This is a genomic window from Flavobacterium soyae, assembly GCF_021245985.1.
Taxonomy (GTDB): Bacteria; Bacteroidota; Bacteroidia; order Flavobacteriales; family Flavobacteriaceae; genus Flavobacterium; species Flavobacterium soyae.
In genome coordinates this window covers 306727-320899 of sequence record NZ_JAJQXA010000004.1, presented here as the reverse complement: position 1 = coordinate 320899, position 14173 = coordinate 306727, and the positions used below count along the sequence as shown (strand labels likewise).

15 protein-coding genes are annotated in these 14173 nt (G+C 32.4%); 10 read left to right on the top strand and 5 right to left on the bottom strand.

All coding sequences use genetic code 11. The features are described 5' to 3' along the window. Window positions 1-12: 12 nt before the first annotated feature. The 4 genes from LUU93_RS07875 to LUU93_RS07860 all read right to left on the bottom strand — a co-directional run bounded on the left by LUU93_RS07875 (window position 13) and on the right by LUU93_RS07860 (window position 4188). Window positions 13-909 carry a hypothetical protein gene (locus tag LUU93_RS07875; RefSeq protein ID WP_232680032.1) on the bottom strand — a complete coding sequence of 299 codons (897 nt, stop codon included), beginning with the start codon at window positions 907-909 and terminating at the stop codon, window positions 13-15. A gap of 91 nt (window positions 910-1000) precedes the next feature. After that, entirely contained in the window at window positions 1001-2551 is a 1551-nt protein-coding gene (locus LUU93_RS07870; RefSeq protein WP_232680030.1) for a patatin-like phospholipase family protein, read from the bottom strand. A 27-nt stretch (window positions 2552-2578) separates the two neighbouring features. Continuing rightward, the gene (locus LUU93_RS07865; RefSeq protein WP_232680028.1) at window positions 2579-3145 is read right to left on the bottom strand and encodes a hypothetical protein; all 567 of its coding nucleotides are present in this window, start codon (window positions 3143-3145) and stop codon (window positions 2579-2581) included. Window positions 3146-3450: 305 nt separating this feature from the next. Beyond that, a complete protein-coding gene (locus LUU93_RS07860) occupies window positions 3451-4188 on the bottom strand; it encodes a DMP19 family protein (protein WP_232680089.1) in 738 nt (245 codons plus the stop codon). Window positions 4189-4452: 264 nt separating this feature from the next. On the opposite strand from LUU93_RS07860, the gene LUU93_RS07855 reads away from it, so the two are divergent. The 7 genes from LUU93_RS07855 to LUU93_RS07825 all read left to right on the top strand — a co-directional run bounded on the left by LUU93_RS07855 (window position 4453) and on the right by LUU93_RS07825 (window position 8912). Beyond that, entirely contained in the window at window positions 4453-5172 is a 720-nt protein-coding gene (locus LUU93_RS07855) for a hypothetical protein (protein ID WP_232680025.1), read from the top strand. Between the two features lie 2 nt (window positions 5173-5174). Further along, window positions 5175-5765, top strand: coding sequence for a hypothetical protein (locus LUU93_RS07850; RefSeq protein ID WP_232680022.1), 591 nt, complete (start codon window positions 5175-5177; stop codon window positions 5763-5765). A gap of 11 nt (window positions 5766-5776) precedes the next feature. After that, window positions 5777-6466, top strand: coding sequence for an outer membrane beta-barrel protein (locus LUU93_RS07845; protein WP_232680020.1), 690 nt, complete (start codon window positions 5777-5779; stop codon window positions 6464-6466). Between the two features lie 239 nt (window positions 6467-6705). Beyond that, entirely contained in the window at window positions 6706-6906 is a 201-nt protein-coding gene (locus LUU93_RS07840) for a hypothetical protein (protein ID WP_232680018.1), read from the top strand. A gap of 183 nt (window positions 6907-7089) precedes the next feature. After that, on the top strand, window positions 7090-7368 hold the full coding sequence (locus tag LUU93_RS07835; RefSeq protein ID WP_232680016.1) for a hypothetical protein: 279 nt from the start codon (window positions 7090-7092) through the stop codon (window positions 7366-7368). A gap of 17 nt (window positions 7369-7385) precedes the next feature. After that, a complete protein-coding gene (locus LUU93_RS07830) occupies window positions 7386-7943 on the top strand; it encodes a YdeI/OmpD-associated family protein (protein WP_232680014.1) in 558 nt (185 codons plus the stop codon). Between the two features lie 66 nt (window positions 7944-8009). Beyond that, the gene (locus LUU93_RS07825) at window positions 8010-8912 is read left to right on the top strand and encodes a PhzF family phenazine biosynthesis protein (protein WP_232680012.1); all 903 of its coding nucleotides are present in this window, start codon (window positions 8010-8012) and stop codon (window positions 8910-8912) included. A 57-nt stretch (window positions 8913-8969) separates the two neighbouring features. Here the strand turns inward: LUU93_RS07825 and LUU93_RS07820 are convergent, their stop codons facing one another. Continuing rightward, complete coding sequence (locus tag LUU93_RS07820) at window positions 8970-9197, bottom strand: CDGSH iron-sulfur domain-containing protein (RefSeq protein WP_035632488.1); 228 nt, start codon at window positions 9195-9197, stop codon at window positions 8970-8972. A 754-nt stretch (window positions 9198-9951) separates the two neighbouring features. Here LUU93_RS07820 and metG point away from each other — a divergent pair. From metG to LUU93_RS07805, 3 genes are all read left to right on the top strand, one after another. Beyond that, window positions 9952-12009, top strand: a complete 2058-nt coding sequence (gene metG / locus LUU93_RS07815) for a methionine--tRNA ligase (protein WP_232680010.1) — start codon at window positions 9952-9954, stop codon at window positions 12007-12009. A gap of 358 nt (window positions 12010-12367) precedes the next feature. Next, on the top strand, window positions 12368-12646 hold the full coding sequence (locus tag LUU93_RS07810) for a hypothetical protein (RefSeq protein ID WP_232680008.1): 279 nt from the start codon (window positions 12368-12370) through the stop codon (window positions 12644-12646). Window positions 12647-12816: 170 nt separating this feature from the next. Continuing rightward, a complete protein-coding gene (locus LUU93_RS07805; protein ID WP_232680006.1) occupies window positions 12817-14172 on the top strand; it encodes an AAA family ATPase in 1356 nt (451 codons plus the stop codon). The last annotated feature ends 1 nt before the right edge of the window (window position 14173 follow it).

Genomic DNA, 14173 nt, shown 5'->3' with positions numbered 1-14173 from the left:
TTGAATGCGAAATTACAAAAACCGATTCCTATCGTCTTTTTTAAATGAATAAGTTTTTCCGTCAAATTTCAGTTTTTGGAATTCTTTTTTAACTTTCAGATCACTTTTTTTCTGAATATCGTTTTCCAAATCTTCTTCGGCTGCATCTTCATAGGTATAGATTTTTGAAACTAATAAATCATAAAAACCTTTTGTTTGAGAATCTGAAAGACTTATTCCGGTTTCTAAAGTTTCTATTTGATACGTTCCTCCGCCGTTTGAATCTCCATTGGCAGATCGAATTGGATATTCGTATAAAACCTTCCTGATTCTGTTTCCATCAAAAGTCACGATGGTAAATTTTTCTTCAGAATACATTACAACCCTGCTGTTCGAATATACTTCTGTACTAAAAGCAATGGCCGGAGTTTTTTCATTAAGTTGTAATAAATTATTTAAAATATAAGTTTTTGCAACTCTTAAACCTTCATTTTCGTAATATCCAAGATTTTTATCTGTTTCTTCTGCCAGAATTTTTCCGTCTTCATTATTAACAAACACGAATTTTCTTTCATAGTAATTGCCTAAATCTTCTTCGCTCGATTTTTCTTTATTGTTTTTATTAATAACACAAATCACAAAAAAAGTTGTTTCGTCGTTGTAACGAATAGAGCTTACATCTTCAATCTTAATACTTGAATATTTGATGTTTAGATTTTTGGCCGTTTTTTTAAGCAGACTCAAATTGAATTCTTCGGAAGGAACGATGTCTTCACTTTTTCTAAAAAGGATCTGTTCAGCTGGTTTTGGGTTTTCGGACTGAACGGCTAACGATGGGGCGTTTTCGTCAATGATCTGTTTTCCATTTTTTCCACAGGAGTATAGAAATAGAAAAATGCCACTGAGAATTAAGTAGGTTTTAATTTTCATTGGTTTTGATTTTAAAATTAGGGGCTATCAAATATAAAATATTCTTACTTAGCTTTCTAAATAAAATCAAAAATTTAATAAAATTGGTGAATTATTTGTATTCTACTAATAATTCTCTTAATTCGTTATTTTTGAGAAACACTGCAAAACGCCCTGATAAAAGCAAAATATCCCTTTCTTCCGGTCTGATTCTTAATTTTGTTTCAATGTGCGATGCATATTCATACATCAACAAAACTTCGCCTGCAGAAAACTCTGAAAACTTATCTTTTTGAAGTGTAGCTGCTATGATTTCCCCGTCTTTATTTTTTTTAAATGCGCTTTCACCGAATTTATTTACTATATCTTGCTTAAAATCGGCATATAACTTGAGCCAGCTCGTTAAATCGTCGTTTGTGTTTTTTAATTCTGTTACCAATTCTTCATACTTTTCATCTTTTTGCATTTTTTGCAAATGATTTCGAATCGTAGTAAAACCAATAATTTGATAATTTTTTACCGGAATTTTATAACGTTCAAAAGTGTTTTCTACATCTTTATCAAAAGTCATATAACGGGTTTGAACAGTATAAAGCGAAGCGGTCTCAAAAAGTGAAAGAAGTCCAATTTTTGTATCGTTGATGTAAGGTTCTTTTTTCCCTTGTCCCAGACAATCGATAAAAAGCGCTTTTTTGTTTTTATCGTCAACTGTAGTATCCGAATGAAGAAGCTCAGCCAAAGTTTTATAACCGGTATTGTCTGAAGCTCCGCCATCAATAATACATAAAATTTTATTCTGATTTTTAATTCCAAATTTCACCTTTGGGAGAACGCCCGGAAAAGCAGAACTTGCCGTAATGCCATAGGTAACCGGAAAATTGTAGCCGTCGTTTATTTTGTTTTCATTTAATACGATATCGGCTTTATTGGGCGCTAGTGATTTATCTATAGATAAACCTTTGATGATATGCGGCATAAACGGAATACGTTCACCATTATTAAAAGCAGTACCGTTGGCTACAAACATGGGCAGCGAAGGTTCTGATTTACTTACTTTTGAAACAAAAAAATCAGACAAAAGCATTTGAGTGTCAAATTTATCTTTGTTATCAGGATTTGTTACATCATATTGCAAAATATCAGCATCGATACGCTGTGTCATAGGTATTTTATCTCCTTTTTCGTTTCGGCTGTTGTTTAAAAGCGATAAAATGTTGGCCGATTTATCGACATAATCTTTGAAGGCATCGGCTTTTGAAAAGTAAAATTCATTAAAAGAACAATTATCATAATGCAGTTTGTTTTTTAAAACGGTTAAATAATATCCTGCCGAAAAACAACCGCCCGAAACCGTCGAATAATAATCGATCTCGTTTAAAAAATTACGCTGCAGATAGTTTTCGTCAATTTCTTCAAGTCCTAGAAGAACGCCCATACTAAAAAACTGCGCCCGTGAGCCTCCGCCAGAAATCCCGATTCCGAGTGCAATATGCGGATTTTGAAATTTTTGGTCTCTTTCCTGAACCGATTTATAATCTGATAAAGAAACAGCAGGAATAGAACTGTAATTGATCTCTGAAAAAAGGTTGATTTTATTTTGAGAAAAGCCTCTGTCTAAAAAAAACAGAAACAACAATGCCAGCTGCAGTCTTTTAATTTTCATGCTAAATTCAATTTAATTACTATTGTTTTATTCAACATTAAACAATCTCAATATATACGAGAGTTCGTAAACAATAAAGAGTGATACTAAAATAGTATGAAACATTTTATTATTGACTTTTATTGCCACTAAACACAAAATAATATGACTTATAATACGAACAAAATATTCCGTTTGATTGTATAAAAAATAGTCACCTCCTTTTATTGCCGTGTCAATAATATCGGCTATAAAACTTATGGCCAAGATCGAAAAGAACCATTTTTTTCGTGAATAAAAATAATCTTCATATCCTGTATAATCTACTAAATCGTCCGGATATAAAATGGCCGACAGCAAATAGTAAATCAAAATATAACAGATAATGAAAAAATAGTCGGCAAAGTACCATTCGTGAATTAATTTGAGATTAAATTCCCACCACCAAAAATGAATAAGAAGTAAAAAAACATAAAACACCCAAAGCAAATGCACGAAATAGATTTTCTTACGCCCCGGATGCTGAATAAAGATTACGGATCCTTTTATGAGATGCGTTAAACTCAAACCCAAAATGATCCCTATAACTGATTTGATATGAGTAAGTTCTTCCATAAATAACGCTATTATTTATACGGAACTAAATTTAAATCAATTAATTCAGAAAGAAGTGTTTACGTGGAAAAAGTTTATTCCACAAAGGTTCTCAAAGGTTTTTCACAGAGATTCACTAAGGTTTTATGTTTTAATCTCGCGAAGTCGCAAAGTTTTAAACACAATGTTGTCATTTCGACTGAAAGGAGAAATCGCACTAGTAATTCGACATGCAAAATCGCCAATCTTTATAGAATTTCTCGTGCGATTTCTCCTTTCAGTCGAAATGACAAAAACAACCTTTGTCACTTTTAACCTAAAAAAGCTTAAGCACGTTTAATTTCGTTCCCAACAAATTCCTCCAAAACAGCAAACATTTCATCTACAGAAAGGACTTCAAAATCGGGATGGTTTTTTAAAAAACCGGCATTTAGTTCAGCCAGATTTTCTTCTAATTCAAAAAAAGTATCGTTGTTTAATGAATCGCGAACCGGATTTACGCCTTCTAATTTCGCTTTCAGGAATTTTCCCAGCTTGATATTACTCATTAATCTAACTTTTTTGCTTTGCTCAAGAAACAGCTCTAAATGTTTTTCGGCACCAATTAAAGCCAGACCTTCTTCAATAAGTTCATTTAATTCTTTATTCCATCCTGAATTGTAGACAAACTGCGAAAAATTTCCTTCGGTATATTGTGAATAGTAATAATCGAGATAATAACTTGTAAGTGCATCTTCGTGAATAAGTTCGTCGTCTACACCTTCTTCCCGCATTAAATTGATTACCGAAATATTAGAGTGAATAACATCCTGCGGATTTTCACTTTTCATTGCTGTTTCAGAAACTATTATTCTACCGAATTCCTCCATTTGAGTTTTATTTTGAGATTTATTTTTGCTAAGATCAATATCTTCGCCGTTCTTTTTTTCATTCATTTTAGCTGTTAAAGCCTTTAATCTTTTGGCCTGAGCTTCCTTTTCTTCTCGAAGCTTCGCCTTTTTTCTGTTCAGCAACTTAGTGTGCAAGGCCTTATTTTTGGTATTTTTTTCGGGTCCCTTTGCCATGATTTGTATTATTTTTTAATATATATGATTGGTATTCTTCCTTGAGGATTGTTTTGCAAATTTCGAATAAAAAAGGCGAATTAAATTAGTGTACAATTAAAACTTCAAAAAATTTTTATTAGTCAAACAAAAGGATATGAGATGATTAAGTAGTTAAATCGAATAGTAAAATGTTTTTCAGGTAAAAATACGTTGTAAAAAAACTCAATTATGTGTATACTTTAGCATTTTTTTAACCAAAATCAAACATTATTCTAAATTTTTATGAAAAAAACAATAGTTTTTCTATTCAGCTGCATTTGCATTATTTGCTTATTTAGCTGTTCGTCAAATGAAGCAGTTACGTGCTATCTTCCCACTAATACCGTTAAGAGTAATTCTCCATTAGTTCCAGGAGCAACATTAAAACTGTATACTCCAGAACAAAGTTCAGACACTCAATACAACTGGACTGGGCCAAATAATTTTCAATCGAATTTACAAAATCCGGTTATTACAGATTTAACAACTTCTATGGCCGGAGAATATAAGTTAAAAACGACTAAAGGAATTTGCGAAAGCTTAGAAAGTTCTGTTCTAGTTGAAGTGAATGCTCCAAATATTCCATGTAATATCGATGACAATACTATTGTTCTGAATGGTGATAAAAAATCACTTTCTTCTGGATACTTATCTAATGTCATGGATAGATATCAGATTACTGTCAATGGTTCTGGAGCTTCTTTTATACTATATTTTCCTAACAATGTAGTTGTTGAACCGGGAATTTATACTATTTGCAATAATGACTGCCCAATATTTACATCTGCAGATAGTAAATATGTTTCTATGACTGCTTATTATGGTGGTGATTACAGTCATCCTAATGAAGGTTTTGTATATATATCTGATATAAATGGAAAACTTACTATACAGTTTTGCGATTTAAAAATGGAATTTTATCCTATTCTTTTTAATGTATCAGCTAAAGTGACTGTAAAATAATCATGAAAAAACTATTAATAATCCTGTTATTAACTTTTACAGGTGCTTATTCGCAAAATTCATATATCGTAGATAAAAAAGGAAATAAATCTTTTATCAGACCCGAACTAACTGATGTTTTGTTAATTGACAAAAGAATATCTTATGTAAATGTGGGCAAAAGCTGGGAAAAGTACATTAAGTTTGAAGATCTTGATCAAGCAGTAATTGGTCCGAGCTTACTAAAATCATTTCATTTAAACCAACAAAAAAGAGCCGAAGTTTATTTTGTTTATGGAGAAATCCCGGATAAAAAACTTATTGGTGTCGCTATAACTATGACCACTATGCATGGATCAATGTCATCTAGTGTAACGAGTTATGAGTTATACGTTATTGATAACAACGAAACCATTATAGATCAAATTTCTACCAGATCCGGAAGATCTGAGTCAAAAATAGAAAGTCGGGGAAAAATAGCTCCAATGATTAGAAAGTATTTTTCTGACTGTCCTGAATTAATGGTAAAACTGGATAAATACGATTATGCTGATGAAAAAAACGAAACGATTTTATCTTTTTTCTCAGATACCCAATATATTAATTGCAATTAACATCTTTAATAATGAAACAAACATTACTTTTTATAACTGCACTATTTTTTAATTTATCAATATATAGTCAGGCTCCAAGAGGATTTTATGTTGCTGCAGGGCTTTCGCAGACAAATTTAAAATCATCAGATTTACTAAATGAATCAAAACCCGGATTTTATGCCGGAATAAATGCCCTTATGGGATACCATGAGACATATAATTTTCAGTTAGAAGCGACCTATAAACAAAATACTCTGGATTTAAAATATGTAGAAGGGTCTTTTGAAGAAGCAAAAACATCAAAATATAAATATTCTGAAATCAACTTTGGCTTTTACTTTAACTATTATATCTTAAAACCAGAAGAAGATGAATTCTTTTTGGGGCCGCAGGTAGGTGTATTCGCATCTGTAGTAGATCCTCTTACTCCATCAAAAGGAACTGATGTCACTTATCAAAATTATCTGCCGTATTTGCTAAATGAATCTGAGTTAACAAATTCTGCCAAATATAATTACGGTGTTGGATTGGGTTTTACAGGCGGGTATAATAATTTTAGATTTGACCTAAGATATAGCTTAGGCATGGCTAATGTATTAGAAGACATACAGGTAAATAGTTACGATGAATCTCACAATTATACAGGACCAACTCTGCAAGGTAAAACAAGCACTATTTCATTTGGAATAAGTTATAATATATTTCATTTTAGTAAATAGTACTTGAAATCTATTCAATTATAAATAGAAACTAAAAAAACCCGATAGCACAGATTTTGATCTTCACTATCGGGTTTTAATATCTATGTTATTTTCTAGAATCTTTCAAAACTAAAACTAATTTGATTTCAGAATAGTGATTGGATAGAACTGATAAAACCAAAAGTGAATTGGCAAAACCTTCGGCATGATAAATGCAATAGTGTAAGTTTCAATATTTAACCAAAAACCACCAAACCATGAAAAACACTATTTACAAAAGTTTAATTCTTTCTCTTTTAATCACCAATATCTGGTCAGTTATTACATTTTTTATTTATTTCTTCGAAGATCCAAGATGGTTTCACGGATTTGAAACACTTGGATTTTTATTATGGAGCTGCTGGATTAGTTCAGGATTAGGTATATTGATTATTTTACTTTCATTTTTAAAGATTTGAAAATCAAACCAAAGTTTTTTTTCTTTTACTATTTGGTTGGTTTAACATTTTCTTTTCAATATTGGTTTTCATAACAGGTTGTTTTGAAATAATTAGTCACGAAGCTTTAACCGAACTTTTTACTAATTTTATTATTTCAATTGTAATTTTCTTTCGTACAAAAAGAATAATCAAAACCAATATATGAACTTCCCAAAAAACATAACTCTATTTTTCCTTTTAGGAATTCTCTCGATTTTAGCAGGAATAATTTATGCCATTATCCTAATAACAGGAAATTCGGCGCAAGATGGTTTATTAGGAATTTATATTTTATTCGGTTTGATTCCTGTTTCTCTAGTTATATTGATTGATCGATTATTGGTGAGAAAGTTTGGAAATCAAAAAGTCAATAAAGTTCAGTTTTCTTTTCTGTTATTTATTATACTTTTATGGATTGTTAGATTTATTGCTAATCTGTAGAACTTTAAATAATCCCAATGAACCCAACCTTCTTCCCAACCCAGGAAAAATTTAGAGAATGGTTAGAAAAGCATTATCAAAAAGAAACCGAACTTGTAGTTGGTTTCTATAAAGTGAGTACTAAAAAACCATGTATGACCTGGTCAGAATCTGTAGATCAGGCACTTTGTTTTGGCTGGATCGACGGCGTTCGAAAATCTATTGACGAAGAAAGTTATACAATTAGATTTACACCGAGAAAAAAATCGAGTATTTGGAGTGCTATAAATATTAAAAAAGCCGAAGCCCTCACAAAAGCTGGACTTATGAAAGAAGCCGGACTAAAAGCTTTCGAATTAAAATCTGAAGAAAGATCCGGAATTTATTCGCATGAAAAAGAAGCTTATGTTTTTGATCCCGAACTCGAAAAGCAATTTAAAGCCAATAAAAAAGCCTGGGAATATTTTAGTAATCAGGCACCATCATACAAAAAAGTAATGATTCACTGGATGATGTCTGCCAAACAAGAAAAAACCAGATTATCTAGATTGGAGAAAACAATAAAATTTAGTGCTGAAGGAAAACGAATGTTGTAAATACTATTGTTTTGATGTTTTATAAAATGTAATTTTATTCCGTTAAAAAGCTAAAAGAAAAAAGGAATGGAAGGAAGAACAGCATTAGAATATTATGTTTTAGATGTATTTTCAAACGAAAGCTATAAAGGCAATCCGCTTTCGGTAGTTTTTACTGATGGTGATTTAGAATTAGAAATCTATCAAAATATATCCAAAGAATTTGGTTACTCTGAAACTTCGTTTGTCTATTATTCCACCAAGAAAAAAGCGCTAAAAGTTCGTTCGTTTACCCCAACAGGCTTCGAAATAGATGGTGCAGGGCACAACTTGTTAGGCGCAGTTTGCGGTGCTTTACTAAAAGGAATGCCTATTTTTGAAGAGCAGAATGAAAGTGAGCGTTTTGTAATCATGAAACATTCCCCAATTCCGTTAACAGTAAGTTTTGATCCCGTTACTTCTTATCCTGTTGTTCAAATGCATCAAAAATCGGCAGTTATAAAACAAGAAATTCCAACTTATAGAATTGCAGTCGCTCTCGGTTTAAAAATTGAAGATTTAGATGTAAATGCTTTTGTTCCAACAATAGTTAAAACAGAAGTTGCACACACAATGGTTCCTATAAAAAACAGTCAATTACTCAATAGCTGTATTCCAGACAACCAACTCTTAATCGAAATTTCAAAAGAATATAATTTTGAAGGATTTTATTGTTTCGCCATTGCCGATGAAGACCAGGAGCATATAGTTGAAACGAGATTTTTTAACCCAATAATCGGGATACTTGAAGATCCGGCGACAGGAACGGCTGCTGGGCCATTAATTGGTTTTTTAACGCAAAAAAAATTCACTAAATCTGACAAGGAATATAAAATACTTCAAGGTGTAAAATTAAAACAAGCATCAATGATTGAAGTCATGAATCGTGAAGAGGATATTTTGGTAGGCGGTTCTTCGATAATTACGATGAAGGGAGAACTTTATATATAATAAAAAAGCTGCATTCAGAAAATGCAGCTTTTTTATTATTCAAAACTAAACAAAGATTTAGTTCGTTTTCATTGGAGGTAAATCAAACGCAACAGAATCGTGTTCAAAATTGTTTCTGTGACCTCCATCGCAAAATGGTTTATTGTTAGATAATCCGCAGCGGCAAAGTCCAAGTGCAGATCTTCCTTGTAATCCGTAAAGTACTCCTTCTGGATCCATGATTTCAAAATCACCTTCTATTTTGATCGATCCGTTTTTATTGATGATTAATTTTGTCTTGCTCATAAACTTGTTTTTTTGTTTTTTTTTCGGAAGGCAAAGATTGCGAAATAAATCTTGAAGATTTTAATTGTAATGCTAGTTTAAACTGGTTCTATTTTATAGGGTTTTATCGCAGAGATTCACAAAGGCTGTCAGACTGAGCGAAGTCAAAGTCCCGCAAAGATTTTTGCTGTTCTGGCGAGATAATCTCACAAAGTCGCAATCCCGAGGCTTCGGGCAATGTCATTAAGTTAAGAGGAAATCTATAAAATTACTTAACAGTTTAATTAAGAAAGTCATTAGAAAAATCAGTTTTTATCAGCATTTTCGCTTTAGCGAATCAGTAAAATCAGCGTCTAATTGTGACGCGGATAAACACAGATTTACTTCGTAAAAACGCGGATAAACACGGATTTGATTTGCAATAATTTTACTTTCTAAAAGCTTAACTTAATGACATTGGGCTTCGGGAGCAAAGTTTTTTATTCAATAGCGTCCAGCTTTAGCTGGATGGAATTATGATTATGTTTAATTGGCTTTAGCCGAAAGGTATAGTTTGACTAAAGCCACACAAATTGAACTCTTATAACCTCCAGCTAAAGCTGGAGGCAATTGAGTTAGATTAAAAAACTTTACTCCCGAAGCCTCGGAACTGCGTCTTTGCGAGATTCAAAAAATAAAAAACTCAGCGAATCTCTGCGAAAACTCTCTGCGAATCTCGGCGCAATAACAAAATCTCAATTCTATTGCTTATTTTTGCACTCAATAAAATTGAGTTATGATACAAAATCCAAAGAGATATACTATTACAGCAGCATTACCTTATACTAATGGACCAATCCATATTGGCCATTTGGCAGGGGTTTACGTGCCTGCAGATATATATTCGAGATATTTGCGTTTGCAAAATAAAGACGTTGCTTTTATCTGCGGAAGCGATGAACACGGTGTTGCAATTTCTATGAAAGCAAAAAAAGAAGGGATTACGCCACAAGAAGTTATCGATAAATATGACGGAATTATTCGCAAATCATTTTCTGATTTCGGAATTTCTTTTGATAATTATTCCAGAACTTCGGCAAAAGTTCATCACGATACAGCTTCGGAATTCTTTAGAACTTTGTATGATAAAGGTGATTTTATTGAAGAAGTTACAGAACAATTGTACGATGCAAAAGCAAATCAGTTTTTAGCAGACCGTTTTGTGGTTGGAACTTGCCCAAGATGTGGTAATGATGGAGCTTATGGCGATCAATGTGAAAATTGCGGATCGACTTTGAATGCTACAGATTTGATTAACCCAAAATCGACAATTACTGGTGAAACTCCAATTTTAAAAGAAACAAAACACTGGTTTTTACCTCTAGACCGTTATTCTGATTTCTTAACTAAATGGATTTTAGAAGGTCATAAAAACGACTGGAAACCTAACGTTTACGGACAAGTTAAATCCTGGATCGACGGCGGATTGGAACCTCGTGCTGTAACGCGTGACCTTGATTGGGGAATTGATGTTCCGGTTGAAGGTGCCGAAGGAAAAAAATTATACGTTTGGTTTGATGCGCCTATCGGATACATTTCTTCTACCAAAGAATGGGCTGCGCGCGAAGGAAAAGATTGGGAACCATATTGGAAAGATGAAGAAACGAAACTGGTTCACTTTATTGGAAAAGATAATATTGTTTTTCACTGTATCATTTTCCCTGCAATGCTTAAAGCCGAAGGAAGTTATATTTTACCAGACAATGTTCCGGCAAATGAGTTTTTGAATTTAGAAGGAAACAAGCTTTCGACTTCTAAAAACTGGGCAGTTTGGTTACACGAATATTTAGAAGATTTCCCAGAGAAACAAGATGTTTTGCGTTACGCTTTAACATCAAACGCTCCGGAAACAAAAGATAACGATTTTACCTGGAAAGATTTCCAGGCTAGAAATAACAATGAATTAGTTGCTATTTTCGGAAACTTTATAAATCGTGTTGTGGTTTTAACCAACAAATATTACGATGGTATTATCCCAACACCAAACGAATTTACAGAAGTTGACGAAGCAACTTTAGCAGAATTAAAAGCGTATCCAGCGGTAATTTCAAGTTCGGTGGAACGTTACAGATTCCGTGAAGCTTTAGGCGAATTGATGAATGTTGCCCGTTTAGGAAATAAATATCTTGCCGATGAAGAGCCTTGGAAAGTAATGAAAGATGATCCGGAACGTGTAAAAACTCAAATGTATGTTGCACTTCAAATTGCTGCAGCATTGAGCGTTTTAGCAGAGCCGTTTTTACCTTTTACAGCGGCTAAATTGTCAAGAATTCTAAAAAATGAAGGTCAATTGAAATGGAGTGATGTTATTGAAAATGATGAATTAATTCCTGCTGGCCACAAAATTGGTGAAGCAGAATTGCTTTTCGCAAAAATAGAAGACGAAGAAATACAAAAACAAATAGATAAATTGGAAGCTACAAAAACCGCTAACCTTGCCGAAAACAAACAAGCTGAACCACAAAAAGATTTAATTCAGTTTGAGGATTTTGCCAAAATGGATATTCGTATTGGAACTATTCTTGAGGCAGAAAAAATGCCAAAAGCAAACAAACTTTTAGTTCTTAAAGTTGATACAGGAATTGACGTTCGTACAATTGTTTCAGGAATTGCGGAGAGTTTTTCTCCAGAAGAAATCATCGGGAAACGTGTTTCTGTTTTAGCTAATTTAGCACCAAGAGCTTTACGCGGAGTTGAAAGTCAGGGAATGATTTTAATGACAACAAATGCCGAAGGAAAATTGGTTTTTGTAAATCCAGATACTGATGCGCCAAATGGAGCTACAGTGAATTAAACTAATTTAGACATTAAGCATATCGTTTGTCATTTCGAGGAACGAGAAATCGCACGCGAGATTCACGCACTGTTGTTGAGTTTCTAGTGCGACTTCTCGTTCCTCGAAATGACAACACTGGCAAAATAAAAATACAAATAAAATTCCTACATTTTATTGTTTCTTTTAAAATTTATATTTGTAAGTTTGTTCTGCAAAAAATACACTATAGGATTTATTTAGGAACTTCTAATAAAAGTTAACATAAGCGAATCCCTCGTCATGATGTCCCTGAGGAAACAATGGGAAAACCTATCCCTATGGGGTATTTTTTGCACATCTAAAACGAGGGATTCGTGCGTTTAATATTTTCAGGTTTATGCAAAAAAGAGAAAATGAAAAAACAAAAGAAACGGCTGTAATGACAGCAATGGCAAAATTCCTTTCAGACCTTTGGTTTGTAGATGATTTTAGAGATCATCCTGAATATTTGTCTGAAATTTTTGAGACAATTCTGTTAACTGAAATGGGCGATGATCAAGATCTGAGAATCAGAATGATAAATTCCATTAGAACCAGTAAAATGCTGGCAGAAACGCTCGGCTCTTTTTCTGATACGGAAATTAACAATGCCTGCAGGAAAATCATGAATGCATAACATTATCAACGCGGGAATCAATTAATATTTAACTGATTCTCGCATCTTTTAAAAAAACCATTGAGCGGGTGTTAATTGTTTCGAAAAAATCGTAAGAAACATTATTCAGAATAAAAAAAAATCGTTTATTTGATCAATATTTTAATTTTTAACGAAAAAATCGTAAAATCATGCTAATCCGTTTTGTTGTCAGTAATTTTATGTCTTTTAAAGATGAGACAGAATTTAATATGCTACCTATTAAAGGTAATGGTTCAACTAAACTAAAAACACATATATCAGAAACCAGTTCAGGTATTAGTGTTTTAAAAACTGCGGCTATTTATGGTGCAAATGCAGCAGGAAAGAGTAATTTGATTAATGCTATTGCATATTTAAAAGACATTATTATTAATGAGGAAAATACTTTAATGCCAAGAAGTAAAAGGTTTAGAATAGATTCAAGTTACAAAACTAAGCCCACTACTTTTAGGTTAGAATATGAATATAAAGGCATTCATTTTGATTATGCCATTGAAATAAGCAAAGGAAAAATTACAGAAGAATGGCTTTATAAAATCAATTCTGTAAAATCCAATAAAGAAGAATTACTCTATATGAGAAAAAATAATGATGTTGAATTTGGAGTTTTTTTTAATAAATCAAAAGATCTAGACTACCTTAAAAAATTCCTTAAAAAAGAATTAAAAAATAATCAATCAGTTTTGGATGCATGCTATGGAGTATTAGATGATGTTGAAATTTTAGATCTAATTTTCTTAGCCTTTTGCCGATTAACCATTGTAAAGCCTTCTTCAAAAAGCTTTGTTTATTCTGAGTCAATTCTAACTGGTAATAAATCTACCGACTTTGCAAAAACTTTATTAGCTAATAGTAAGACAGGAATTGAAGATTTGGTCGTAAAAGAGATTGATGTAGATGTCTTTTTTAGTTATTCTGATGAAGATTTTAAAAAAGAAATGATCGATGATTTGGAAACCGCATTAGAAAACAGAGAAGACAAAAGCGTTGATGTCGTTTTAACCTTTCCATTTAATTCACAAATAAATGTATTAAAGAAAAAAAAAGAAAATTACGTTGTTCGCATTCTTAAAACAAAACATTTTAATTCTGAAGAACTATTTGACCTGGATGAAGAATCAGATGGCACAAATAGATTATATGAACTTTCTCCTGCTTTTGAACAATTAATCCATGAAGATGATGTTGTATATATTGTTGATGAGCTAGAAAGAAGCATGCATCCATTACTTGCAAAAGAGTTATTAAGATTGTTTTCAACATCTAAAGCAAAAAAAAGTCAGCTAATTTTCACGACACATGAAAGTCATTTACTAGATGATGAACTTCTTAGAAGAGATGAAATTTGGTTTACAGAAAAAAAATCTGATGGTAGCACTGAATTTTACCCACTAAGCAATTTTAACCCAAGAGGCGATAAAATTTTAGAACGGGGCTATTTAGAAGGCAGATATGGCGGAATTCCATTTCTTGGTGACTTTTCAAAATTATCAAATGAAATATAAT